The following is a 23,948-nucleotide window of genomic DNA, read 5'->3' on the forward strand; positions in this document are numbered from 1 at the left end:
ACTAGCGTCCTTCCAGGCTCTGCAGTCGGAGCAGGGCGATCTCCCTGAGGTTGTCGACGGTCTCCGCGCGTTCGGTGGCGTCGTCGTTGCCGAGCCGGCGCTCGAGCTCGGCCAGGATCTCCTCGGCGTCACGACCGGCCGCCCGGATCAGGAAGACCCGGTCGAACCTGGCCTCGTAGGCCGCGTTGCCGGCGACCAGCCGCTCCGACGGGGAGACCCCGGCCTGCTCCCTCTGCGACTGCGTCCCGCCGCGCTCGCCGATGCGCGGATGAGCCGACAGTGCCTGCTCGAGCTCCTCGTCCGAGAGCGCACGAGCCGCCGCGTCCGCCGCAGCCAGCAACGCCGAGCGGTCGGCGTAGGGACCACCGGACAGCACCTGATCGGCCCACCGTGGCACCGACAGGCAGCCCAGCAGCTGCTCGCGGGTGGGGTTCATGCCGGGGGCTCCCTGAGCACCGTGCACTCGATCAGCCCGTACGGGCGGTCCGCGGCGATGAACACCTCCCCGTGGTTCTCCACGGGCACCTCGAAGCCGGAGAAGTCCACGAGGAAGTGGTGCCTGTTGGGCGCGGAGAAGGAGATCTCGGCGATCCCGGGCAAGGTGTCCACCACCGCCGCGCCCATCACGTAGAGCGTCTCCTGCAGCGCCCGCGAGTACGTCGTGGCGAACGTCGAAAGCAGCACGTCGCGCACGTCGTCGTACGACGAGTTCCAGTCACGTCGGTGGTCTGACTGGCTTCGGTGGTCGAGCTCGTCGAGACCATCGTGTCGCCACTGCGCCACCAACGACGTCGCCAGGATCCGGTCGTCGGTCTCGGCCAGCGTCGTGAACTCGTCGACCAGGAACCCCTTGAACTCGGAGTCCGTGGACTTCATCACGACCAGGTCGCGGAAGCCGGAGACGACGCTCGCGGTGTCGCGGCCGACGGTGACCACGCACGTGCGGGTCTCGCCACCACGCCTGAGGAACGCGTGCGATCCGAGCCGGTCCCACGCGTACTGTTCGACGCGCACCTCCGCCTCCCGTGCGGCAGGTGTGGCCTCCAAGAGCCGGCGGGCCAGCGCCAGCGCGTAGTCCTCCGGGGAGGAGACGCCGTGCAGCTTGGCGTAGGCGAACGCCGTGTTCTTCTGCGTGTCGGTCGGCAGCACCGCGGCCTGGTCGCCGTCGATGTGCGCCCCGGCGAAGTCCCCTCGCAGCGAGCTGCTGACATTGAGGTCGACGATCTCGTGGTGAGGGCTGTCGCGGATGATGCGGACCACGCGGCTCTCGGCCTTGCCGTACTGGTTCGCTCCCAGCGTCGCCATGGGCCGACACTAGCCACTAGCGTGCGGCCGTGGCTGGCTCGCCGCCGGGTGATGACGTACTCGCGGAGCGCCTGCGAAGCCTCCGCGCCGCCCCTCGATGCGGCGGCGAGGAGCTTGTAACGCGGGGTTATGCCATCCCCCCAAGCCTCGCGGCACGTGCTCGGGACGCATAACCCCGCGTTACAAGCCGCTCAGCGCCGCGCCAGGGCGCGCAGGCCGGCGGCGTCGAGACCGCATCCGTCGGTGACCTCGGGGGCGTCGACGGCGCCGCAGTCCAGACCGCGCAGCACGAAGTCAGCCAGGGCGCGAGCGGTGGCCGGCTCGTCGGCGATGCCCGAGGACCGTTGGTCGGTGTAGTCGCGCAGGCGTGCCAGGGCGCGGGGCAGGCTGGTGCGGAAGAAGGCGTACGTCGCGGCGTACCTGGTCGGCAGGTGGCCGGGGTGCAGGTCCCAGCCCTGGTAGAAGCCGCGCTCCAGGGACCGCGTGACCAAGCGGTGGTGGTTGAGCCAGGCCTCGTGGACGGAGTCGCCGTCGCCGACGGGCAGCACGTTGGTGGAGCCGTCGGACAGGCGTACGCCGGTACCCGCCGCGGCCGCCTGCATGACGAGCTTGGCGTGGTCGGCGACCGGGTGCTCCAGCGACTGCTGCGCGGCCGCGATGCCGCAGAACGCGGAGTAGTCGTAGGTGCCGTAGTGCAGCGCGGTCAGGCGGCCACCGGATGCGTGTACCATCCGCGCGACGAGCGCCGTGCCGTCAGGACCCAGCACGGACTGCGGGGTCTCGACCTGGATCTCGAAGCGGATCGCCTGGGCGGCCAGGCCCAGCTCGTCCTCGATCGTCGAGGCGGCGTGCACGAACGCCGCGACCTGCTCGGTGCTCGTCACCTTGGGCAGCGTCACCACGAACGCGTCGAGCTCGCCCCTGGCCTCGGTGAACGCGGCCAGGAAGCGCGTCAGGGTGCGCACGCCTCGAGCCCTGGTCGGCTTCTCGAAGGACTTGATCCGGATACCGGAGAACGGCGGTCCCGGGTCAGGCTCTGCCTGCTGCGACTCGGCGAGCGCGTGCGCCGTCGTACGCGCGTGGTCGTCCTCGGCGGCCTCGTCGTGCCCGACGTAGCCGTCCTCGAAGTCGATGCGCAGGTCCTCGACGGGCTCCTCGCGCAGCTTGGCCGTGACCCGCCGGATGATGTCGGCGTCGGCGACGACGAGGGCGAACTTGTCGGCGTGCTCGTCGATGAGCCCGGCCGCCTGCGCTCCCCACTGCTGGGCCGTGTCGGCGGCGTACTGGTCGGCCGGGACGTACGCCGTGTGCACCGGCTGCCGGCCAGGCCGCTCGCCCGGATAGCGCGACGCCAGCGCCGCGTCAGCCTCCGCCAGCCGCTCGTCGAGCTCCGTGGCGAGGCGGGCGCTGAGCTCGTCGGGATCGATCATCCGGCCATGATCGGCCATCGGGTGCATCTACTCTTCACCGCATGCAATCTGAGCTCTTCGACCAGAGCAACCTGGAGAACCAGTCCCAGCAGCGTTTCGCGCTGCAGAACAGCCAGCTGCTGCGCGTCTCCCTGGGACCTGACGTGCTGGCGGTCAAGGGCGCGATGGTCGCCTACCAGGGGCGCGTGGAGTTCTTGCACGAGAAGGCCGGCAGCGTGGGCAAGCTGCTCAAGAAGATGGTCACCTCCGAGGACATGCCGCTGATGCGGGTCACCGGACAGGGCGAGGTCTTCTTCGCCAGCGACGCCGGGTACGTCTACCTGCTCGAGCTCGGCGGCGACGCGATCAGCGTCAACGGCCGCAACCTGCTCGCCTTCGACGCAGCGATGACCTGGGACATCAACCGGGTCAAGGGCGCGGGCATGATGGCGGGCGGTCTGTTCAACACCACCGTCTCCGGCCAGGGCACCGTGGCGCTGTGCACGGTCGGCAAGCCGGTCGTGCTCGACTGCGCCAGCCAGCCGACGTACGTCGACGTGCAGGCGTGCGTCGCCTGGTCGGCCAACCTGGTGCCCAACGTGGTGAACTCGATGAAGTTCTCCTCGATGATCCGCGGCGGCTCGGGTGAGGCCTTCCAGTACGCCTTCCACGGTCCCGGCTTCGTCGTCGTCCAGCCCAGCGAGTGGACGCCCCCGACCCACAACACGGGCGGTGGTGGCGGCGGCATGATCGGCAACCTGCTCAACGGCTGAACGCGACCGTCACTGGTCGGACCGGACGACCGGCCCGACCAGCAGGTCGAGACTCAGCCCTTGGTGACCGAGGTGTTGGCGAACTTGTCGTGCCAGCCGCGCTTGAGCGGGTCCTGGCTGATCGTGACGGCGATGGCGATGGCGATCACCAGGCTGGCCAGGCTCAGCAGCACGCCGATCACCGGGATCACGCTGGCGATGCCCACGACGTACCAGATGTTGCGGCGCATGGCCTCGTCGGTCGTGGGGTTGCCACCCGACGCACCGTGGACCTTCAGCCCCATGATCTGCTTGCCGAGCGTCTGGCCGCGGTTGGACTCCAGGTAGATGTAGTAGCCCAGGTAGGCGATGCCACCGAGCAGGCCACCCACGACGGTGCCGAGCGCCGCACCGAGCGCGAAGCTGACGACGCCGAAGATGATGCCGTCGATCAGCCGGGCCAAGAACCGGGGGAGCACCCCGGCCGGCTGGGCCCCCGCGACCGGCGGTGGACCCATGGGAGCGACCGGGTAGGGGTCGGCGCCGTAGGGGTTGCTGCCCGTCGGAGCCGCGCCGTACGGCGACTGGCCGGCGGTGGGCGGGTTGCCGGCGTAGGGGTCGGCCGGCGGTGGCGGCTGGGAGGCGTAGGGGTTCGGCGGGGGCGGCGGAGTACTGCCAGCCCCCTCGGGTGTGTCCGACGGGGGCGGCGGGGTCTCTGTCATGGGCTGAAGGTAGTCCAAAAGCACCGACCCGCCCAGGCATTCCTGGACGGGTCGGTGCGATAGGTCGACCTGGCGCGAGACGAGTTGCCCTCGTCCCTCGGGCTACCTCTTCGGGCTCACTCCTCGCCGGCGATGAAGGCCTCGACGCGGCGGCGGCCCTCGTCGTCGGGCAGCTGCACGGGCGGGGACTTCATCAGGTAGGAGGACGCCGAGATGATCGGGCCACCGAGGCCGCGGTCCTTGGCGATCTTGGCGGCGCGGACGGCGTCGATGATGATGCCCGCGGAGTTGGGGGAGTCCCAGACCTCGAGCTTGTACTCGAGGTTGAGCGGGACGTCGCCGAAGGCGCGGCCCTCGAGGCGGACGTAGGCCCACTTGCGGTCATCGAGCCACGCGACGTAGTCGGACGGGCCGATGTGCACGTTGCGGTCGTGGGTCTTGCCCGCGAGCTCACCGTGCAGGTTGGAGGTCACGGACTGGGTCTTGGAGACCTTCTTGGACTCCAGGCGCTCGCGCTCGAGCATGTTCTTGAAGTCCATGTTGCCGCCGACGTTGAGCTGGTAGGTGCGATCCAGCGCCACGCCACGGTCCTCGAACAGCTTGGCCATCACGCGGTGGGTGATGGTCGCGCCGACCTGGGACTTGATGTCGTCGCCGATGATCGGGACGCCGGCGTCCTCGAACTTCTTGGCCCACACGGGGTCGGAGGCGATGAAGACCGGCAGCGCGTTAACGAACGCGACACCCGCGTCGATGGCGCACTGGGCGTAGAACTTGTCGGCCTGCTCGGAGCCCACCGGGAGGTAGCTCACGAGCACGTCGGCCTGGGTGTCCTTGAGGACCTGGACCACGTCGACCGGGTCGGCCGCGGACTCCTCGATGGTCTCGCGGTAGTACTTGCCGAGGCCGTCCATCGTCGGGCCACGCTGCACCTCAATGCCCAGCGTGGGCACCTCGGCGATCTTGATCGTGTTGTTCTCGGAGGCGTTGATGGCCTCGGAGAGGTCCTTGCCGACCTTCTTGTCATCGACGTCGAAGGCAGCGACGAACTGCAGGTCGGAGACGTGGTAGTCACCGAAGGTGACGTGCATCAGACCCGGCACCGTGGTGCCCGCCTCTGCGTTGGCGTAGTACTGAACGCCCTGGATGAGGGACGTGGCACAGTTGCCAACGCCCACGATTGCTACTCGAACCGATCCCATGCCGGGTCTTCCTCTCTTCACTCGTCCTAGGACGTCTCGGCCGCCGGCGTGGGAGCCGGGGTGTTGAGCTGGGTGCTCTTCGGTGGGGTGACGGGTCCTGCTGACCGCTCAGGGCCCCTCGTGTCGTTGTTGCGCTCTGCGTTGATCAGGTCGGTCAGCCACCGCACCTCACGCTCGACCGACTCGATCGCGTGGCGTCGCAGCTCGCTGAGGTAGCGGTCGTCGCCACCCACCGCCCGACGCTGGCGGTCCAACCGCTCCTGCAGGCGGGTGCGGCGGCCCTCCAGGATGCGCAGCCGGACGTCGGCGCTGGTGCGGGAGAAGAACGCGAACCTCATGTTGAAGCTCTCGTCCTCCCACGTCGACGGCCCGTCGTCGGTCACCTCGGTCGCGAACTCCTCGCGGCCCTTGTCGGTGATCTGGTAGGTGATCCGCTGACGCATCGAGACCGAGGCCGGGTTGGTGACCTCGGTGATCACGCCCGCGCGAAGCATCCGCTTCAGCGCGGGGTAGAGAGAGCCGTAGGACAACAGACGCGTCCACCCGAGCAGCAGGTTGAGCCGCTTGCGCAGCTCGTAGCCGTGCAGGGGCGACTCGTGGAGCAGGCCCAAAACGGCCATCTCCAGCGCTGCACCCTTGCGTTGCACGTGTGCCCCCACTATCGGTTCACTCTATCGGCCGGACCTATCGGCCGAATGTATCAAGACGATACATCGATGTCGAAATGGACCACGAGAGCAGAAGGTCACCGGCTGGGGTGACCGCGGTCCCCGCGCGGCCGGGACGGACGTACTCCGCGTCACGCGCGCGTTGGTTGGGAGGGCGCGGGTACCGGCCCGTACGCTCGTGAAGCCTGTGTGAGTGGCCCTTCCCCCGATCTGGAGTCGATGAGTTGAGCAAGCGTCGCGCCGACGGCCCTGCGGTCAAGCGCAAGCCCCAGCGCCCGAGCCGAGGGTCGGGCAAGAAGCCGGGCCAGAAGCCGAAGACGATGAAGCGACGGCTCCTGAAGGTCGTCAAGTGGCTCACGATCGTCGGGCTGGTGTTCGCGCTGACGGGCGTCGGGGCGTTCTACTACGCCTACACGCAGACCGACATCCCCAACCCCAACTCCGACTTCCAGACCCAGACCACCAAGATCTTCTACGCCGACGGCAAGACCGAGCTCGGCACCTTCGCCAAGCAGAACCGCGAGTCGATCCCCTACTCCGAGATGCCCGACAACATCAAGCAGGCGGTGGTCGCGGCCGAGGACCAGAGCTTCTGGACCAACCGCGGGATCGACCCCAAGGGCATCATCCGGGCGGCGTTCAGCAACGCCCGCGGCAACTCCACGCAAGGTGCCTCGACGATCACCCAGCAGTACGTCAAGATCCTCTACCTGACCCAGGAGCGCTCGCTCAAGCGCAAGCTCAAGGAAGCCTTCCTCTCCTTGAAGCTGCAGCGCACGCAGAGCAAGCAGCAGATCCTCGAGGGCTACCTCAACACGATCTACTTCGGGCGCGGCGCCTACGGCATCCAGGCCGCGTCGATGGCGTACTTCGACATCCCGGCCAAGGACCTCAACCTCAAGCAGGCAGCAGTGCTGGCCAGCGTCCTCAACGACCCCAACGACCTGGACCCCAAGGAGGGCAAGGACGCGAAGGCCGCTCTGCTGGGCCGCTACCAGTACGTCCTCGACTCGATGGCCAAGACCGGTGACATCACCGCGGACGAGGCCGACCAGGCACGCGCCAAGCTGCCGAAGTTCCCCAAGATCGAGGCCTCCAGCTCCTACGGCGGCCAGAAGGGCCACATGCTCCGCCTGGTCCGCAACGAGCTGGAGCAGATGGGCTACACGCCGGAGGAGATCGACGGCGGCGGGCTGCGGGTCACCACGACGTTCACGCCGTCGGCGATGAAGGCCGCCGAGGAAGGCGTGCTGGCCGAGCGGCCCGAGGGCTTCAGCGACAAGAAGCTCCACATCGCCGCGGCCACCGTCGAGCCGGGAACCGGTGCGCTCCTCGGGTTCTACGCCGGCCAGGACTACCTCGACTCCGAGATCAACTGGGCCGTGGCAGGCGGCATGGTCGGCTCGACGTTCAAGCCGTTCACCCTCGCGACCGCGATCAAGGCCGGCTTCTCGCTCAAGGACACCTTCGAGGGCAACTCGCCCTACGAGTTCCCCGACGGCCTCGAGGTGCGCAACGAGGGCGGCGGTGACGGCAACGACTACGGCGCCAGCGTCAGCGCGGTCAAGGCGCTCGAGGAGTCGATCAACACCGCCTTCGTCGACATGTCGGCCTCCATCCCCGATGGCCCGGAGAAGATCCTCAAGACCGCCAACCAGCTCGGCATCCCGCCGGCCAAGGCCAACGAGAAGTACCCCGGCATCCCCCGCACCAGTCGCGACCTCAGCGGCGACGACGCGCTGATCACCTTGGGCCGCGGCCGGATCAGCCCGATCAACATGGCCAACGCCTACGCGACCATCGCCAACAACGGCGTGCGCGCCAACGTCCACGTGATCAAGAAGGTCGAGGACTTCACGGGCGAGGAGACCAAGACCTACGAGGTGGTCAACAAGGACGCTCTCGACCCCGACATCGACGCCGACGTGTCCTACGCCCTGCAACAGGTCGTCCAGAACGGCACCGGCAAGGCCGCCCTCGCGCTCGGCCGTCCGGCTGCGGGCAAGACCGGCACGGCGACCAACGACAAGGACGAGGTGTCCTCGGCGTGGTTCGTCGGGTTCACCCCGCAGCGATCGACGGCGGTGATGTACGTCCGGGGTGACGGTGACGACCAGCTCGACGGCTGGCTGCCGTCGTACTTCGGCGCCGACTACCCCGCCCGCACCTGGACCGCGATCATGCAGCAGGTCATGGACGGCATGGACGTCGTGCAGTTCCCCGAGCCGGCGTACGTCGACGGTGACGCGCCGACCGACGGGCACGAGCCCGCGCCGCCCACGCCGACCAAGAAGCCGACCAAGAAGCCCAGGCCGACCGAGACCACGACCGGGCCGACCGAGGAGCCGACGCCGACGCCGACCCCGACGCCGACCCCGACGCCGAGCGAGACCGTGACCATCCTGCCGACACCGACCGGCCCGAACCCGAGCAACAGCCCCACCCAGGGCGGGGCGACCTCGGCGGCCGCCTACTCGCTGCTGCCGTCGAGCTCGTCGACCCCTCGTAGCCGGTCGTGGTTCCTCACCTACGTGTGATGGGGTAGGCGCGTGCCCGACGACCGTCAGCCCCGCGGGCAGATCGATGGGGCTCCGTCGGTCGAGGACCCTTCGGTCCGCGCGCTGAGCGAGGTCGTGGGTGGCCCGGTCGGCAGCCGCGCCGGCCGGCACCCGTGGTGGACGCCTGTCCGGGTGCTGCTCGCGCTGACGGCTGTGTGCTTCGCGCTGGGCATGGTCAAGGACGGGCCCTGCTACCGGGCGGAGTGGAGCGACTCGCAGGTCAACTACACCAACATGTGCTACTCCGACCTGCCCTATCTCTACACCGGGCGCGGCTTCGCCGAGCTGCACTGGCCCTACACCGACGACCCGGGCGTGCGCTCGCGCTACCAGGCGATGGAGTACCCCGTCGTCATCTCCTACTGGGCCTGGTGGGCAGCGGAGGTCACCCAGCGCCTACGAGGATCACCCGACGCCCAGGCGCGCGCCGGGATCCCTGTCGACAGCCTCGGCGGCGATCCCGAGGTCCACTCCGAGATGCTCACCTTCGTCGCGGTCAACGCGGTGGGCTTCGCAGCGCTGGCGCTGCTGGCCGCCTGGCTGCTGGCGGGCGTCAACCGTCGGCGGCCGTGGGATGCCGCGCTGTTCGCCGTCTCGCCGACCCTGGCGCTGACCGGGTTGGTCAACTGGGACATGGTCGCCGTGGTCGCGGTCGCCGGTGCCCTCTGGGCCTGGTCGCGCGACCGGCCCGTCCTTACCGGCGCGATCGTCGGACTGGGCATCGCCGCCAAGCTCTACCCGCTGTTCCTGCTCGGCGCGATCTTGGTGATCTGCCTGCGCAACCGCCGCTTCCGCGAGCTCGGGCAGGCGTGGGGCATGGCAGCCCTGACCTGGGTCCTGCTCAACGCCCCGGCCTACCTGGCCGGTCCCGAGGCCTGGAAGACCTTCTGGCGGTTCAACTCCGAGCGCGGGGCCGACCTCGGCTCGATCTGGCTGGTCCTCGACCAGCGCTTCGACTGGTCGACGTCGGCCGACACGATCAACCTGTGGTCGTGGCTGTTCTTCGGCAGCTGGTGCGTCGGGGTCCTGGTGCTGGGGTTGAGCGCACCCTCGACGCCGCGGCTGGCGCAGCTCGGCTTCCTCGTGGTCGCGGGCTTCCTGCTGGTCAACAAGGTCTACTCGCCCCAGTACGTCCTGTGGCTGCTCCCGCTTGCGGTGCTGGCCCGGCCGCGACTGCGCGACCAGGTGATCTGGCAGCTGAGCGAGGTCATCTACTTCGCCTGCGTGTGGTGGTACCTCAACGGGTCGTTGGCACCCGGTGACGGCGGCGACGCGGAGTTCTACTGGTTCGCGATCGGCCTGCGGATGGCCGGCGAGCTCTACCTGGTCGCCGTCGTGGTGCGCGACACCTGGTGGCCCAGCCACGATCCGGTGCGGCCCAGGCGGGCGCCGCGGGGTCAGGTGACGACGACGCGGTCGAACGCCGTAGCGGTGTAGCGCACCCGGACGTCGACCTGGTCGCCGACCGCGGGGACGTGGGCACCCGACGGCAGGAACAGCATCGAGGCCTGCATGTGGGGCGGCTCGGCGAACAGCCGCTGCTTGCCGTCGATGGTGAAGGGCGAGCGCACGAAGCCCGCCGCGTCGAGCCCGCCGCGCGCCAGGGTGGCCGCGCGGGCCTTCAACGACGAGTCGCCCGTGGGCGCCTCCAGCCCGATGCCGTGGGCGGTGCCGCCGGTCACGACGACGATGTGCCCGGACTTCGGGGCGCTGCGTCCGCGGTAGCCGAAGTGGTCGCCCCGCTCGACGGCGTGCACGTCGAGGACGGTGGCCGTGACGTGGAGGGCGTCGCGCACGCCGAGCCACAGGTTCGTGCCGACGCGAGGCCGGATGTCGAAGTCGGCGTGTGTCGAGCGCAGCCGGGCGAGCTCGTCGTCAGTGAGGTGGGAGACCCACAGCGTCGTGCGTCGCCCCTCGCGAACCAGGCCCGCGGCGACGACCTCGTCGACCAGCCGGCGTACTTCGCTCAGGTGCGAGCCGCTCGCGAGCGGGAGGTGCAGCGCGATCCCGGTCAGGTGCCGCGAACCCCGGAACAGGCCCAGCGGTCCGAGCTGCTCGGCCGCTGCACGCAGGCCGGCCGGGTCCAGGCCGTGACGCAGCATGCTGGTCACGACCTCCAGTACGAACCTCGCGTCGGGGTCGTGGGCGCGCAAGGCACCGAGGTCCTCGGCGCGGGAGACCGTGTGGACCAGGCGCTTGCGTACGTCGGCCGGCACCTCGAGCGCGGCCCCGAACGGTCGCCACGGCGTCAGCACCAGCAGGTCGCCGCCGTAGCGGCTGGCCACCTCGGGCAGCTCGTCGTAGGTGCCCACCGCCAGCGTGTCGACGCCCAGCCAGGCGGCCTTGCGAGCCAGGCGGCCCAGCCCGAAGCCGTAGCCGTTGCCCTTGGCGACCGGCACCAGGCCGGGCTGGGCGGCCGCCACGGCGCGCAGGTGCGCGCGCCAGCGGTCACCCTCGACGGTGAGGGTCAGGCTCACCGCCCCCGCCTCCTCATCGCCAGCTGGAAGGCGCGGTAGACGAGCGGACGCAGCGGGAGGTCCCACTCGCCGGCGTACTCGACGGCCTCGCCACCCGTGCCGACCTTGAACTGGATCAGCCCCGCGTGGGGATCGTCGGCGTCGAGGGTGTCGGTGATGCCGCGCAGGTCGTAGACCGTGGCACCGTCCGCCAGCGCGGCGCGCATCATCGCCCACTGCACGGCGTTGGAGGCTCGCACGTCGCGCTTCTCGGTGGACGAGGCGCCGTAGGAGTACCACGCGTGGGTGCCGACCCGGACCGCGATCGTGGCCGCCACCAGGTCGCCCTCGTGGTGGGCCAGCCAGAGCGTGAACCGCCGGGGGTCCTCGGCCGTCATCGCCTCGGCCATCGTCACGAAGTACGACAGCGGGCGGGGCGTGAAGTGGTCGCGCGCGGCCGTGTGCACGTAGAGGTCGTGAAAGGCCTTCAGGTCGGTCAATCCGCTGGTTGAGGAGGGCGCGCCAGCGCCCGTCTCGAAACCTGCGCGCGTGATCTCGACACCCGACTTGTCGGCCTTCTTGATGTTGCGGCGCCACTGCTGGTTCATTCCCGCGAGCACGTCGGCCTCGGTCCGCGGGTCACCGTCGGCGCCGACGAGCGGGACCTGGAAGTTGTAGCGCGGCTGGCCGGCCGCGAACCCGCCTGCCCCACCGCCTTGCAGCGACCAGCCCAGCTGGCGCAGCGCGGAGACTGCTCGCGCACCGACCGGCTCGCGGTGGGTGGGAGCGAGGTCGTCGAGGCGGCGTACGGCGGGATCGGCGATGCCCTCCTTGACCCGCGCGGCGGACCATCGGCGCGTGACCACCGCGGGACCGATGCGCACCGCGAACGCACCCTGCGCCTTGAGGTGCTTGGCCATCGGCCGGAGCCAGGCACCGAGGTCCTCGGCGCCCCAGTCGATGACCGGACCTTCGGGCAGGTAGGCCAGAGTGCGGTCGATCCTGAGCCGGGAGAGGGGTGAGGGGACGGGGATGGCCCGGTGCAGCACCAGGCCGGCGCCGACCAGGTCGTCGCCGGCGAACCAGCCGAGCGACTCCGCACGCCACTCCGGCTTGACCTTCGCCCACGCGGGCGTCTGGAGGAAGCTGGTGGTCTGCTGGGCGCGGACGAACGCCAGGTGCTGCTCGGGGCTGATCGCCCGCACGCTCAGGTCGCTCGTCACCCGTCGAGGCTACCGATCGAGGCGTCCGATGCCGCAGCCGCGCCGGACAGGCGAGCTCTGTTCGCCATGGAGAACAGAGAACCGCGGTGGTGCGAGCCTCTCTCTCGCAGCCACCGCGGTCCTCAGGGCAGGCCCTTTCGGGCGGCCCAGCTCGTTGTTCTGGGTATCTCTTACTGGGTTGCGAGGCTGCTCGTCCAGCCCCGCGTCCGCTCTACGGTTCGACCGTGACCTTGATCGCCTCGCCGTTCTTGACGATGGTGAAGGCGTCGAGGACCCGGTCGAGCGGGATGTGCTCGGTGATCAGGTCCTTGACGGGGACCTGTCCGGTGGAGATGTATTCGAGGGCCCGCTTGTTGTGCTCGGGGGCCGAGCCGTTCGCGCCGTGGATGTGCAGCTGGCGGTAGTGCACCAGGTTGCTGTCGCACTTGATGAACGGGTCGGTCTTGGGCAGCCCGCCGAAGAAGGAGATCCGGCCGTTGCGGGCGGCCATCGAGATGGCCTGCTCCTGGGTGATGTTGGCCGCGGTGGCGGTGATGATCACGTCGGCACCGCGCCCGCCGGTGAGCTCCATGACGCGTTCGACGACGTCGACCTCGGCGCCGTTGATGGTCTCGTCGGGGTGTACGGCGTCCGCGGACATCTTGAGCCGCTCGGCGTTGACGTCGACCAGGTAGACCGGGCCGGCCTGGTGGACACCGCGCGCGATGCGGATGTGCATGCAGCCGATCGGGCCGGCGCCGAAGACCACGACGGTGTCGCCGGGCTCGATGCCGAGCAGCTCTTGGGCATTGATGGCGCACGCGAAGGGCTCGGCGGCCGAGGCCTCGTCGTAGCCGACGTTGTCGGGGATCCGGTTGAGCCCGTCGACCTTGAGCACCTGCTTCGGCACGATCATGTACTCGGCGAACCCGCCGTCGTACTGGTAGCCGACCGAGGTCTGGTTCTGGCAGACCGCCATCCAGCCCTTCTTGCACTCGTAGCAGTCACCGCAGGGTACGGCGGCGATCACCTGCGCGCGGTCGCCGACCTGCCAGTCGCCGCCGTAGGTCGCGTTGACGTCCGAGCCCACCTCGACGACCTCGCCCGCGATCTCGTGGCCGATGGTGCGCGGCGGGCTGAGGTTCTGGTGGCCGTTGTAGAAGATCTTGACGTCGGTGCCGCAGGTCGAGCAGTTCTTGACCTTGAGCTTGATCTCGTCGGGTCCGCAGTCGGGTTCGGGGACGTCTTCGACCCGGACGTCTTCGGGGGCGTAGAAGCGGAGTGCCTTCATGGCGCTGACGCTACCGCTCAGCTCACCAGAAAAGCCACACAAACGGGCAGAAATTTATGCCCGAATGCTTGGCAATGTGCCCGAATACGTGCAAGATGAGCCACATCGAGACGTGACAGGCGTCACGCCCGTGGGAAAGAGAGGAACTCCCGATGGCATCAACTGCCACCGCGCCGTCCCGGGGAGGGGCGCGCGTACACGTGCAGAGGTTCGGCACGTTCTTGTCCAACATGGTGCTGCCGAACATCGGCGCCTTCATCGCCTGGGGTCTCATCACCGCACTGTTCATCCAGGCCGGCTGGATCACCCTGATCGGCGAGAAGCTGTTCGACAAGAAGCCTGGCCTCGATCCGGGCCAGTACGACTACGGCTTCGTCTCGCAGCTCGGCGGCTGGGACGGTGTCCACGGCGGAATCGTCGGCCCGATGATCACCTACCTGCTGCCGGTCCTGATCGGCTACACCGGTGGCCGGATGATGTACAACGACAACATCCGCGGTGGCGTCGTCGGCGCCATCGCGACCATGGGCGCGGTCGCGGGCGCGAGCGTGCCGATGTTCCTCGGCGCGATGATCATGGGCCCCCTGGGCGGCTGGTCGATGAAGAAGATCGACGCCATCTGGGACGGCAAGATCAAGCCCGGCTTCGAGATGCTGGTCAACAACTTCTCAGCGGGCATCTGGGGCATGATCCTGGCGATCGTCGGCTTCTTCGTCGCCGGACAGTTCGTGGAGAAGTTCAGCGAGGGGGCCGGCAACGTCGTCGACTTCCTCGTCGACAAGAACCTGCTGCCGCTGGCCTCGGTGTTCGTCGAGCCCGCCAAGGTGCTGTTCCTCAACAACGCCATCAACCACGGCGTCTTCACCCCGCTCGGCACCACCGAGGCGGTGGAGAAGGGCAAGTCGATCCTGTTCCTCATCGAGGCCAACCCCGGCCCCGGTGTCGGCCTGCTGCTGGCCTTCGCGCTGTTCGGCAAGGGTCTGGCCAAGGCGTCGGCTCCCGGCGCGATGCTGATCCAGTTCGTCGGCGGCATCCACGAGATCTACTTCCCCTTCGTGCTGATGAAGCCCGTCACTCTGGTCGCCGTGATCTGCGGCGGCGCCACCGGCGTGGCCACCAACATGGTCTTCGACTCCGGCCTTCGCGCTCCGGCGGCGCCGGGATCGATCATCGCGGTGTGGTTGCAGGCGCCGGCGAGCAGCTTCGTCGGAGTCACTTTGTCGGTGATCCTGTCGGCGACCGTGTCCTTCCTGATCGCCTCGGTGATCCTCAAGGCCGACCGCAGCGAAGCCGTCGACGACCTCGCCCACGCCACGGCCCAGATGGAGGCCAACAAGGGCAAGGCGTCCTCGGTCTCCGGTGCCCTGCTCGGCGGCGGCACCGCGGTCGCCACCAAGGAGATCCGCAACATCGTGTTCGCGTGCGACGCGGGCATGGGTTCCTCCGCGATGGGCGCCTCGGTTCTCCGCAAGAAGATCCAGGACGCGGGCCATGGCGAGGTGACGGTCGTCAACAAAGCCATCTCCAACCTCAGAGACGATGTGGACCTGGTGGTCACCCATCAGGACCTGACCGACCGCGCCAAGCAGAAGGCTCCCTCGGCGATCCACGTGTCGGTGGACAACTTCATGGCGAGTCCGAAGTACGACGAGGTCGTCGAGTTGGTGAACCAGTCGAACTCCGTGGGAGCAAACGCCCCAAAAGCTGAGGCCCCGCTAGGGGCCCTGGTGGATGGGGAGCCTGACGTTCTCTCGCCGAGCTCGATCGTCCTCGGGGGCACCGCGCGAGACCGCGACTCCGCCATCGAGGAGGCCGGACGCCTCTTGGTGGAGGCCGGCTCAGTCGACCCGTCCTACGTGGCTGCGATGCACGAGCGGGAGAAGTCCGTGTCGACCTTCATGGGCAACGGCCTGGCCATCCCTCACGGCACCAACGAGGCCAAGGGCGCCATCCGGCGTACGGGCATCTCGTTCGTGAGGTATGACGAGCCGGTCGACTGGAACGGCAAGCCGGCGGAGTTCGTGCTCGGCATCGCCGGAGCCGGCAACGACCACCTGGCGCTGTTGTCCAAGATCGCGGAGGTCTTCACCGACAAGGACCGCGTCGCCCAGCTCCGGGCGGCCCGGTCGGCAGACGAGGTGCTGGAGGTGCTGGAGGGCGTCAGGGCCTGAAGCCGACTTCCGGCAAACCCCGAACGGGGCCGCGCACCTACCCCCCAGGTGCGCGGCCCCTCTGGTCGTTGAGCCTCAGCCGGCGAGCAGCCGGGTGACCGTCTGCCACGCCGGGCTCGTCGGGTCGATCACCGACGAGTGGTCGCCCGGGACCTCGTGCAGCGAGACCGGTGCGCCGACGGCCTCGGCGGCCGCGACGTAGGCGGTGGTCTGCTCGCGGGGCACGACCTGGTCCTCGCGCGGGTGCACGCAGGCGACCGCGCACTGCGCGGGCACGAGTCGGGTGGGGTCGCCCTGGTCGTAGTGGTCGGGGACTTCTGCTGGCCGGCCACCCATCAAGGCGTCGACGTTGCCGCTGCCCAGGCGCAGCCGCGAGGCCTCGGTGAGGTCGAGGACGCCGGCCAGCGAGACGCACCGCGTGACGGTCACGGCCGAGGGGCCGCCCGGCGTGGTGTCACGACGCGACGCGGCCCATACCGCCAGCTGGCCTCCTGCGGAGTGGCCGACCAGGCGTACGTCGGACGCGTCGATGGTGTCGAAGGTGTTGAGGTGGTCGATCCCAACGGCCACGTCCTCGAAGGTCGCCGGCCAGCCGCCGCCGGCGCCCAGTCGGCGGTACTCGAGGTTCCAGACGGCATAGCCGGCGGCCTGAAGAGCGCGGCACATCGGTCGCATCGCGTCTGCGCCGAACCCGGCAGCCCAGTAGCCGCCGTGGAGGACGACCACGGTGGCGGTCGGGATGCCGGCGGGCAGGAACAGGTCGCCGTACTGGGACGGGTCGGCGCCGTAGGCCGACCTGCCCTCGCTCGCCTCGCGGACCGCCGCCGAGCTGCTGCAGCCGGTGAGGGCCATCGCCGAGCCGACGGCCAGGCCGAGCAGGCCGCGACGGCCCAAGCCCGATGGGTGGCCCGACGGGTCGCCTCGACTCACACACGCTCCAGGAGGAACGCGAAGTCGGTGCGGTGCTCGTCGGCTCCTCCAGGGGTCTCGCAGATCACGGGGGCCTCGGCGTCGCGGACGACCGCGGCGAGCAGGTCGGGGTCGATATGACCCGCGCCGAAGTTGGCGTGACGGTCGGCTCCGGAGTCGAACTCGTCACGGCTGTCGTTGGCGTGCACGAGGTCGATGCGACCGGTCACCTTGCGGACGTCCTCGACCACGGTCTCCAGCGAGTTGCCGCCCGCGTGGGCGTGGCAGGTGTCGAGGCAGAACCCGACCATGTCGCTGCCCTCGACCGCCGAGATCGCGTCGAAGACGCGGTCGATGCGCTCGAGCCAGCGGGTCATCGCGTTGTCGCCGCCGGCGGTGTTCTCGATGAGGAGGGGCAGCTTGATGTCGGTCGCCGCGATCGCCTTGCGCCAGTTGTCGATGCCGGTCTCGACGTCCTCGGCCTTGTCGACGTGTCCGCCGTGGACGATCAGGCCCTTGGCGCACAGCGCCGCCGCGGCGTCGACGTGCTGCTGCAGCAGCTTGCGCGAGGGGATCCGGATCCGGTTGTTGGTCGTGGCGACGTTGACGAGGTAGGGGGCGTGCACGTAGAGGTCGATCCCGGCAGCGGCCGCGTCGTCGCGCAGCCCGTCGAGCCCCCCGGCATAGAGGACCTCGGGCCCCTTGTAGCCCTGCGGGTTGCCGAGGAAGAACTGCACCAGGTCGGTCTCCCGCGCCCTCGCCTCGGCCAGCGGGTCTGTCTGCTCGACGTGGGCTCCGATCCGGATCATGCGCTCACGCTATCCCCGGACACCGACGCTCTGGATAGCGTGCTGCTCGTGGGACTGGACGTGAGGGGAAGGTACGCCGGCGGGCGGGGCTACCTGGCCGTCGCGACCTTCGGGTTGCCGGCGGACCTGACGGTCCAGGCGATGCGGCGGGACCTGGAGCGGTATGCGACGGGGACGACCGACATGCCGGAGTACACCGAGACCGTCGAGCGGGGACGGGGCCACGCTGCCGCCTTGCTGGGCGTGGACGTCTCGCGCGTCGCGATCGGCTCGCAGGCGTCGTACTTCGTGGGGTTGGCGGCCGTCGCGGCGCCGACGGGCGCCGAGATCGTCTGCATCGAGGGCGACTTCGGCTCGGTGGTCCGGCCGTTCCTCGCGCGTGGCGACCTGGTGGTCAGGCACGTCCCCTTGGCCGACCTCGCCGACGCCATCGGACCGGACACCTGGATGGTGGCCTACGCGCTCGTGCAGTCGAGCACGGGTCAGGTCTGCGATGCAGCCGCGATCAGCAGCGCCGCGCGGGCTCACCGAGCCCGGGTCCTCGTCGACGTCACCCAGGCGACGGGCTGGCTGCCGACGACGAGCCTCGATGCCGACCTGATCGTCTGCCACACCTACAAGTGGCTGTGCGCGCCGCGGGGCAGCGCGTTCGCGGCGTTCTCCGAGCAGGCCATGAGCGAGCTGTGGCCGGTGGCCGCGGGGTGGTACTCCGCGCCCGACCCGTGGACGTCGGCCTACGGGCCGGCCCTCGACCTGGCCGAGGATGCCAGCCGCTTCGACACCTCGCCCGGCTGGCACGCCTGGGTCGGCGCCGAGGCCGCGCTGCGGTTCGTCCTGTCCCTGGACCCCGGGGCGGTGCACGACCACGACACCGCGCTGGCCGACTCCTTCCGGGCGCGCCTGGGACTCGAGCCCTCCGGCAGCGCGATCGTGTCGTGGGCCGACCCCGACGGGTCGCACCTGGCCGCGCTCTCCTCGGCCGGCGTCGTGGCCGCCGGCCGGGCCGGCCGCGCACGGGTGTCGTTCCACCTCTGGAACGACGAGGAGGACGTCGACCTGGCGGCGCGCGCGATCGGCCGCTGACGGGTCAGCCCCCAGTCGCCCGAAAGTCGATCGATGTCGGTGGGTGGTGACACGATCGAGGGCGATGTCGGCGAACCCTCCCAAGACGACCCTCAAGACCTTCTGGGCGCAACTGCCCCGGGAGGGGCGTTGGCTGCTCTCGACCGTCGCCATCCAGCTGTTCGGCAGGGGCATGACGCTGCCGTTCACGGTGATCTACCTCCACGAGGTGCGCGGCATCGGCCTCGACGTCGCGGGCTCGCTGATGGCGTGGATCTTCTTCGTCGGCGTGCTGCTGACCGGGCCGGGCGGCGTGGCCGTCGACAAGTACGGCGCGCGCCTGGTGACCCTGGTCGCCTGCCTGGTCCACATGGTCGGCGTGGTGATCCTGGGCTTCGCCGAGTCCGTGCCGGTGGCGTTCGTGGCCACCACATTGATGGGCGTCTCGGGCGTGACCTGGCCCGCGTTCAACTCGCTGGTCGCCGCGATCGTGCAGGGGCCGCTGCGCGTGCAGTACTTCGGCGTCAACTTCGCCCTGGTCAACCTCGGCATCGGGCTGGGCGGCGTGGTCAGTGGGTTCTACGTCGACGTGGGCCGACCCGAGACCTTCACCACCATCTACCTCGTCGACGGGCTCTCGCTGCTGATCCCGGTCGTGCTGTTGCTGGGGCCGCTTCGTCACGTCCACGCGCGGGCCGACAAGCCCGACGACGGGGCCGAGGTCCCCACGTCCTACTGGCAGATCGCCCGCCAGCCGGCGATGGCGTGGCTGCTGCTGCTCACCTTCATCGCGATGTTCGTCGGCTACGGCCAGATGGAGGCCGGGTTCCCGGCGTTCGCCCGCGAGGCCTCCGAGGTCAGCACGCGCGTCATCGGCTGGGCCTTCGCTGCCAACACCGCGGTGATCGTGCTGGCGCAGTTCCTGGTGCTGCGGCGCATCGAGGGCCATCGCCGCACCCGCGTGCTGATGGTGATGACGACCGTGTGGATCGCCGCCTGGACGCTGCTCGGGCTCACGGGTCTGGTGCCGGCCACGGTCACCGCGGCCCTCGGCGTGATCCTGTTCCACGTGCTGTTCGGCTTCGGCGAGACGATGCTGCAGCCGACCGTGCCGGCCATCACCAACGACCTGGCGCCCGACCACCTGCGCGGTCGCTACAACGCGCTGTCCTCCGGGTGCTTCCAAGCCGGCGGCATCGCCGGGCCGATCGTCGCCGGGTTCTTGCTGCGCCACGACCAGACGGCGGCCTTCATCGTGCTGCTCGTGGCGGGATGCGCCTCGATGTTCTGGCTCACCTTGGTGCTCGAGCGCCGCATCCCGGCCCATGCGAACGGGGCCACCGGCGTGGAGTCGCCGGCGACCGAGGCCGAGTCGGTGCTCGAGCGACCACATCCGGCGGTCGACACCGCCTGATGGGGGCGCGATCCTCGGATTGGGTCGCCACGCCCGGCCGCTGATAGCCTCTGCGGGTTGCCCGGGTGGTCGTCTGTCCATTGATCTGACCTCCCGGTCCGACACGCAACAGCCCTCCTGCCACGGAGAGACCGTGGTCGCCTGAGTCCAGAGGAGGTGGGTCGCTTTGCGTGCCTATGAAGTGATGGTCATCCTCGACCCCAGTCTCGAAGAGCGCACCGTCGAGCCGTCGCTCGACAAGTACCTCAACGTCGTCCGCAAGGACGGCGGCTCCGTCGAGTCCGTCGACGTGTGGGGCCGGCGCCGCCTGGCCTACGAGATCAACAAGCAGGCCGAAGGCATCTACGCCGTCGTGTCGCTGACCGCCGAGCCCGCCACCGTCAAGGAGCTCGACCGCCAGCTCGGTCTCAACGAGTCGGTGCTGCGCACCAAGGTGCTCCGTCCCGACATCCGCTGACTCCCTGTGGATGCGCCCTACCGCTTGTCGGTGGGCCGCGCCACGATGGGCCCACGCACACGTCTGAACGCTGAACCTCATCTAGGAGACCTGACATGGCAGGCGAGACCGTCATCACCGTCGTCGGAAACCTCGTCGACGACCCCGAGCTGCGCTTCACCCCGTCAGGGGCGGCCGTGGCCAACTTCCGGATCGCCTCGACGCCGCGCACCCTCGACCGGCAGACCAACGAGTGGAAGGACGGCGACGCGCTGTTCTTGTCCTGCTCGGTCTGGCGCCAGGCTGCCGAGAACGTCGCCGAGTCCCTCCAGAAGGGCATGCGGGTCGTCGTGCAGGGCCGCCTCAAGCAGCGCCAGTACGAAACCCGCGAGGGCGAGAAGCGCACCGTCATCGAGCTCGACGTCGAAGAGGTCGGCCCGAGCCTGAAGTACGCCACGGCCAAGGTCAACCGCACCACCCGACAGGGCGGCGGCGGGGGCTACTCCGGCGGTGGCGGCGGCCAGTCCGACGACCCGTGGGCCACCCCGGCTCCTCAGGGCGGCGGCCAGGGCGGCTACTCCGGCCAAGGCGGCCAGCAGGGCGGCCAGCAAGGCGGCGGCCAGGGCGGCGGCCAGGGCGGCGGCCAGCAGGGCGGCGGCCAGTCCGCTCCGGCCAACGATCCGTGGGCGGCTCCCGGCGTCAGCAACGACGAGCCCCCCTTCTGATCGTCCAGCACCACAACTGAACAGCCCACCAACCAACAGCCAGCATTCCGGCCGACCGTCAGGCGCCGGGCTCTACGAAAGGGAGCACCACAATGCCCAAGGCAGTGATGCGCAAGCCGAAGAAGAAGGTTTGCCAGTTCTGCAAGGAGAAGGCGACCGGCGTCGACTACAAGGACGCCACCTTGCTCCGCAAGTTCATCTCCGACCGCGGCAAGATCCGCGCCCGGCGCGTGACCGGCAACTGCGTCCAGCACCAGCGTGACGTGGCCATCGCCGTCAAGAACGCGCGCGAGGTTGCCCTGCTGCCCTACACGTCCACCGGACGCTGAGAGCACGGAGGACCACAGACATGAAGCTCATTTTGATGCAGGAGGTCGACGGCCTCGGCGCTCCCGGCGACGTGGTCGAGGTCAAGGACGGCTACGGCCGCAACTACCTCGTGCCCCGAGGCCTGGCGACCCGTTGGAGCCGCGGCGGCGAGAAGACCGTCGAGTCGATCAAGAAGGCGCGCGCGTCCCGTGCGGTGCGCGACCAGGACCACGCCGAGCAGATCAAGTCCAAGCTGGAGGCCAACCCGGTCCCCGTCCAGGTGCGCGCAGGCTCGGGCGGTCGCCTCTTCGGTGCGGTGACCACCGCCGAGATCGCCGGCGCGCTCGCCGACGTCTCGGGCGAGCAGGTCGACAAGCGCACCATCGTGGTGACCCAGCCGATCAAGACCCTCGGTGCCCACCAGGTCTCGATCAAGCTGCACGACGACGTCTCGGCCAGCGTGTCGCTCAACGTCATCCCTGCCTGATCTGCGCGATCGAGCACACGAACTCGACCCCGACCGGACGTCGTACCGGTCGGGGTCGAGGCATCTTCGGCCAGGTGCCGGTGATCGGGTTGCCGTAGCGGGGATCGATCGTTGCGGTGACCCTGCGTGTGGAGACCCGGTCCGCGTCGCTCCGTCTTCGGCCGGGGCCTGGGGATGCTCACGCCGCGGCGCGGGTGCCGGTCACGAGCCAGGCCTCCCCCCGTGCCCGGGCGAGCAGCACGACCAGGCGCGCTCCCATCAGCACCGCCGAGAAGACGACCCAGACCAGCACCACACCGCCCCCGGCCGTCGCGACGAGCAGGAGGACCGGGGCGTAGACGACCAGCACCGCGAGCCCCGCCCACGCGAGGTAGGTGCCGTCGCCGGCCCCGATCAGCACGCCGTCGAGCACGAACACCACGCCGGCGACGGGTTGCCCAGCAGCGGCCACGAGCAACACGGGCACCAGGAGCTCGTGGACGCGGTCGTCCCCGCTGAAGAGCGGTCCGAGGAGAGGGCTCGTCGCGGCCAGGAGCAATGCTGAGCCGACCCCTCCCAGCGCACCCCACCGGACCATCCGGTTGGTGACTGCCCGCGTGCCCGCGCGATCGCCCGCCCCGAGGTAGCGGCCGGTGATCGCCTGCGCGGCGATCGCGACCGCATCGAGCGCGAAGGCCAGGAAGCTCCAGATCGTGAACGCGATCTGATGGGTGGCCACCGAGACCGACTGGTCGCCGCCGGACCGACTCGCACCGAGCACCACGGCGTAGGTCGTGAGCAACAGCGCGGCCCGCAACGTCAACGTGCGGATCACCAGGGCGATGCTGGCCTGGGCGGCCCGGGTGATGCCGAGCCGGTCGGGCCGCAGCGAGGCGCCCTCGCGACGAGCGCCGCGGACCACGACCCACATCAGCGCGGCGGCGCTGGCGGCCTGCGCCAGCACCGAGCCCAGCGCCGACCCGGCGATGCCCATCCCACCCAGCCCGCCCACGCCGTAGACGAGCACGAGGTTGAGCACGATGTTGAGCGCATTGCCGGCGACGGCCACCACGAGCGGGGTCCGGGTGTCCTGCAGGCCCCGCAGGATCCCGGTCGCCGCCATCATCACCAGCAGCGGCGTCACCCCGACGAACGCGATGCGCAGGTAGGTCGTGGCCGGCGCTGCGACGTCCGGCTGGGCGCCCAGCAGGTCGACGAGTCGCCCGGTGGCGGCGATCCCGACGAGCGTGACGGGTACGCCGATCAGTACCGCGAGCCAGATCCCGTCGATCCCCTGGGCCAGGGCAGCGCGCAGGTCGCCGGCTCCCAGCAACCGGGCGACGCCGGCGGTGGTGCCGTAGGCCAAGAAGACGCACAGCCCGACCAGGGTCTGCAGCACCGCACCGGCGACCCCGAGCCCGGCCAGCGCCGTCGTGCCGAGGTGTCCGACGATGGCCGCGTCGGCCAGCAGGAACAGCGGTTCGGCGACCAGGGCCAAGAAGGCAGGCAACGCCAGTCGCCAGATCTCCCGGTCGAGTTGCCGGTTCTCCCCCTTGGCCAGCTCGGCGGGGTCCTCGGAGGCCACGACGACGCAGCCTAGGTGCTGGCACCCACAATCGCTGGTGGCAACCCCAGGCCCTGTGCACAAGTGGGTGGTTCTCACCCTCCGAACGGAGGAATGTCGACTTGTCGCGAGGCCAATCCCAGATGGCGAATGGGTGAACGACGGTTCAACCGTGGTTTTTCGCATGCACACCCGTCCGATGACGTTTGTGCAGGTCAGCGCGTTGTGGCCGGATCGGCACGGCGTGTCGTGCACAGCCCCGCCAACAGGTGGTGCACAACGTAGCGGCGGGTCTTCCACGGACCCGCCCCGGTTGTCCCCAGCCTTGGGCCCTGCCTGTGGATAACGTCCTTCCGGGCGGGCCCGGTTGCGGCGTACGGTCCTCCGGACAGCGGGTGTCGCGCAGATCCGGGTCGGGTGGGGCCCATCGTCGACGGGGCTCGCCGACAGGGGTCGCGACGGGGTCGCGACGGGGTGTCGGTGGTCCCTTCTAGCGTCACTCCTGTCACACCCGTCCC

General features: G+C 69.7%; 22 protein-coding genes. 10 read left to right on the top strand and 12 right to left on the bottom strand.

Going from position 1 to position 23,948, the window contains the following annotated elements; translation table 11 throughout:
• Position 1: 1 nt before the first annotated feature.
• From ISU10_RS07585 to ISU10_RS07595, 3 genes are all read right to left on the bottom strand, one after another.
• Positions 2–436 carry a 2-oxo-4-hydroxy-4-carboxy-5-ureidoimidazoline decarboxylase gene (locus tag ISU10_RS07585; protein WP_194695776.1) on the bottom strand — a complete coding sequence of 145 codons (435 nt, stop codon included), beginning with the start codon at positions 434–436 and terminating at the stop codon, positions 2–4.
• Complete coding sequence (gene pucL, locus ISU10_RS07590; protein ID WP_194695777.1) at positions 433–1,305, bottom strand: factor-independent urate hydroxylase; 873 nt, start codon at positions 1,303–1,305, stop codon at positions 433–435. Before pucL ends, ISU10_RS07585 begins: the two co-directional genes overlap by 4 nt.
• Before the next feature lie 191 nt (positions 1,306–1,496).
• Entirely contained in the window at positions 1,497–2,735 is a 1,239-nt protein-coding gene (locus tag ISU10_RS07595; RefSeq protein WP_194695778.1) for a DUF6986 family protein, read from the bottom strand.
• Positions 2,736–2,776: 41 nt separating this feature from the next.
• Between ISU10_RS07595 and ISU10_RS07600 the strand changes: the two genes are divergently transcribed.
• On the top strand, positions 2,777–3,487 hold the full coding sequence (locus ISU10_RS07600; protein ID WP_194695779.1) for an AIM24 family protein: 711 nt from the start codon (positions 2,777–2,779) through the stop codon (positions 3,485–3,487).
• A gap of 53 nt (positions 3,488–3,540) precedes the next feature.
• Here ISU10_RS07600 and ISU10_RS07605 read toward each other — a convergent pair whose 3' ends face one another.
• The 3 genes from ISU10_RS07605 to ISU10_RS07615 form a co-directional block, all read right to left on the bottom strand.
• Positions 3,541–4,188, bottom strand: a complete 648-nt coding sequence (locus ISU10_RS07605; RefSeq protein ID WP_194695780.1) for an RDD family protein — start codon at positions 4,186–4,188, stop codon at positions 3,541–3,543.
• A 116-nt stretch (positions 4,189–4,304) separates the two neighbouring features.
• Entirely contained in the window at positions 4,305–5,390 is a 1,086-nt protein-coding gene (locus ISU10_RS07610) for an inositol-3-phosphate synthase (protein WP_194695781.1), read from the bottom strand.
• 26 nt (positions 5,391–5,416) lie between these two features.
• Positions 5,417–6,010 carry a PadR family transcriptional regulator gene (locus ISU10_RS07615; RefSeq protein ID WP_194695782.1) on the bottom strand — a complete coding sequence of 198 codons (594 nt, stop codon included), beginning with the start codon at positions 6,008–6,010 and terminating at the stop codon, positions 5,417–5,419.
• 272 nt (positions 6,011–6,282) lie between these two features.
• Between ISU10_RS07615 and ISU10_RS07620 the strand changes: the two genes are divergently transcribed.
• Both ISU10_RS07620 and ISU10_RS07625 read left to right on the top strand, forming a co-directional pair.
• Positions 6,283–8,595 carry a transglycosylase domain-containing protein gene (locus ISU10_RS07620; RefSeq protein WP_228500064.1) on the top strand — a complete coding sequence of 771 codons (2,313 nt, stop codon included), beginning with the start codon at positions 6,283–6,285 and terminating at the stop codon, positions 8,593–8,595.
• A gap of 12 nt (positions 8,596–8,607) precedes the next feature.
• Positions 8,608–10,053, top strand: a complete 1,446-nt coding sequence (locus ISU10_RS07625; protein ID WP_370864940.1) for a glycosyltransferase family 87 protein — start codon at positions 8,608–8,610, stop codon at positions 10,051–10,053.
• Here ISU10_RS07625 and ISU10_RS07630 read toward each other — a convergent pair.
• From ISU10_RS07630 to ISU10_RS07640, 3 genes are all read right to left on the bottom strand, one after another.
• Positions 10,014–11,093, bottom strand: coding sequence for an alanine racemase (locus tag ISU10_RS07630; protein ID WP_194695783.1), 1,080 nt, complete (start codon positions 11,091–11,093; stop codon positions 10,014–10,016). The genes ISU10_RS07625 and ISU10_RS07630 overlap by 40 nt on opposite strands.
• Positions 11,090–12,295: a lipid II:glycine glycyltransferase FemX gene (locus tag ISU10_RS07635; RefSeq protein ID WP_370864941.1), complete on the bottom strand. Its 1,206-nt coding sequence runs from the start codon at positions 12,293–12,295 to the stop codon at positions 11,090–11,092. The genes ISU10_RS07630 and ISU10_RS07635 overlap by 4 nt, the downstream gene beginning before the upstream one ends.
• Before the next feature lie 211 nt (positions 12,296–12,506).
• Positions 12,507–13,565 (bottom strand): zinc-dependent dehydrogenase, encoded by a 1,059-nt coding sequence (locus ISU10_RS07640; RefSeq protein WP_194695784.1) that lies wholly within the window; start codon positions 13,563–13,565, stop codon positions 12,507–12,509.
• A gap of 152 nt (positions 13,566–13,717) precedes the next feature.
• On the opposite strand from ISU10_RS07640, the gene ISU10_RS07645 reads away from it, so the two are divergent.
• Positions 13,718–15,736, top strand: a complete 2,019-nt coding sequence (locus ISU10_RS07645) for a PTS mannitol transporter subunit IICBA (RefSeq protein ID WP_194695785.1) — start codon at positions 13,718–13,720, stop codon at positions 15,734–15,736.
• A gap of 75 nt (positions 15,737–15,811) precedes the next feature.
• On the opposite strand, the gene ISU10_RS07650 is transcribed toward ISU10_RS07645, so the two are convergent.
• Together ISU10_RS07650 and ISU10_RS07655 are read right to left on the bottom strand one after the other, a co-directional pair.
• Positions 15,812–16,630: an alpha/beta hydrolase family protein gene (locus ISU10_RS07650; RefSeq protein WP_228500065.1), complete on the bottom strand. Its 819-nt coding sequence runs from the start codon at positions 16,628–16,630 to the stop codon at positions 15,812–15,814.
• A 32-nt stretch (positions 16,631–16,662) separates the two neighbouring features.
• On the bottom strand, positions 16,663–17,454 hold the full coding sequence (locus ISU10_RS07655) for a deoxyribonuclease IV (RefSeq protein ID WP_194695786.1): 792 nt from the start codon (positions 17,452–17,454) through the stop codon (positions 16,663–16,665).
• Positions 17,455–17,502: 48 nt separating this feature from the next.
• Between ISU10_RS07655 and ISU10_RS07660 the strand changes: the two genes are divergently transcribed.
• From ISU10_RS07660 to rplI, 6 genes are all read left to right on the top strand, one after another.
• Complete coding sequence (locus ISU10_RS07660) at positions 17,503–18,537, top strand: aminotransferase class V-fold PLP-dependent enzyme (RefSeq protein WP_370864943.1); 1,035 nt, start codon at positions 17,503–17,505, stop codon at positions 18,535–18,537.
• Positions 18,538–18,601: 64 nt separating this feature from the next.
• Positions 18,602–19,930, top strand: a complete 1,329-nt coding sequence (locus tag ISU10_RS07665; protein WP_194695787.1) for an MFS transporter — start codon at positions 18,602–18,604, stop codon at positions 19,928–19,930.
• A 166-nt stretch (positions 19,931–20,096) separates the two neighbouring features.
• Entirely contained in the window at positions 20,097–20,387 is a 291-nt protein-coding gene (gene rpsF, locus ISU10_RS07670) for a 30S ribosomal protein S6 (RefSeq protein WP_194695788.1), read from the top strand.
• Between the two features lie 95 nt (positions 20,388–20,482).
• Positions 20,483–21,091, top strand: a complete 609-nt coding sequence (locus ISU10_RS07675) for a single-stranded DNA-binding protein (RefSeq protein WP_194695789.1) — start codon at positions 20,483–20,485, stop codon at positions 21,089–21,091.
• A gap of 92 nt (positions 21,092–21,183) precedes the next feature.
• Positions 21,184–21,420 carry a 30S ribosomal protein S18 gene (gene rpsR / locus ISU10_RS07680; RefSeq protein WP_194695790.1) on the top strand — a complete coding sequence of 79 codons (237 nt, stop codon included), beginning with the start codon at positions 21,184–21,186 and terminating at the stop codon, positions 21,418–21,420.
• A gap of 20 nt (positions 21,421–21,440) precedes the next feature.
• Positions 21,441–21,887, top strand: a complete 447-nt coding sequence (rplI, locus tag ISU10_RS07685) for a 50S ribosomal protein L9 (protein WP_194695791.1) — start codon at positions 21,441–21,443, stop codon at positions 21,885–21,887.
• Positions 21,888–22,065: 178 nt separating this feature from the next.
• Here rplI and ISU10_RS07690 read toward each other — a convergent pair whose 3' ends face one another.
• Positions 22,066–23,451: an MATE family efflux transporter gene (locus ISU10_RS07690; RefSeq protein ID WP_370864944.1), complete on the bottom strand. Its 1,386-nt coding sequence runs from the start codon at positions 23,449–23,451 to the stop codon at positions 22,066–22,068.
• Between the last annotated feature and the right edge of the window lie 497 nt (positions 23,452–23,948).

This window comes from Nocardioides agariphilus (assembly GCF_015352445.1).
GTDB classification, from domain to species: Bacteria; Actinomycetota; Actinomycetes; order Propionibacteriales; family Nocardioidaceae; genus Nocardioides; species Nocardioides agariphilus.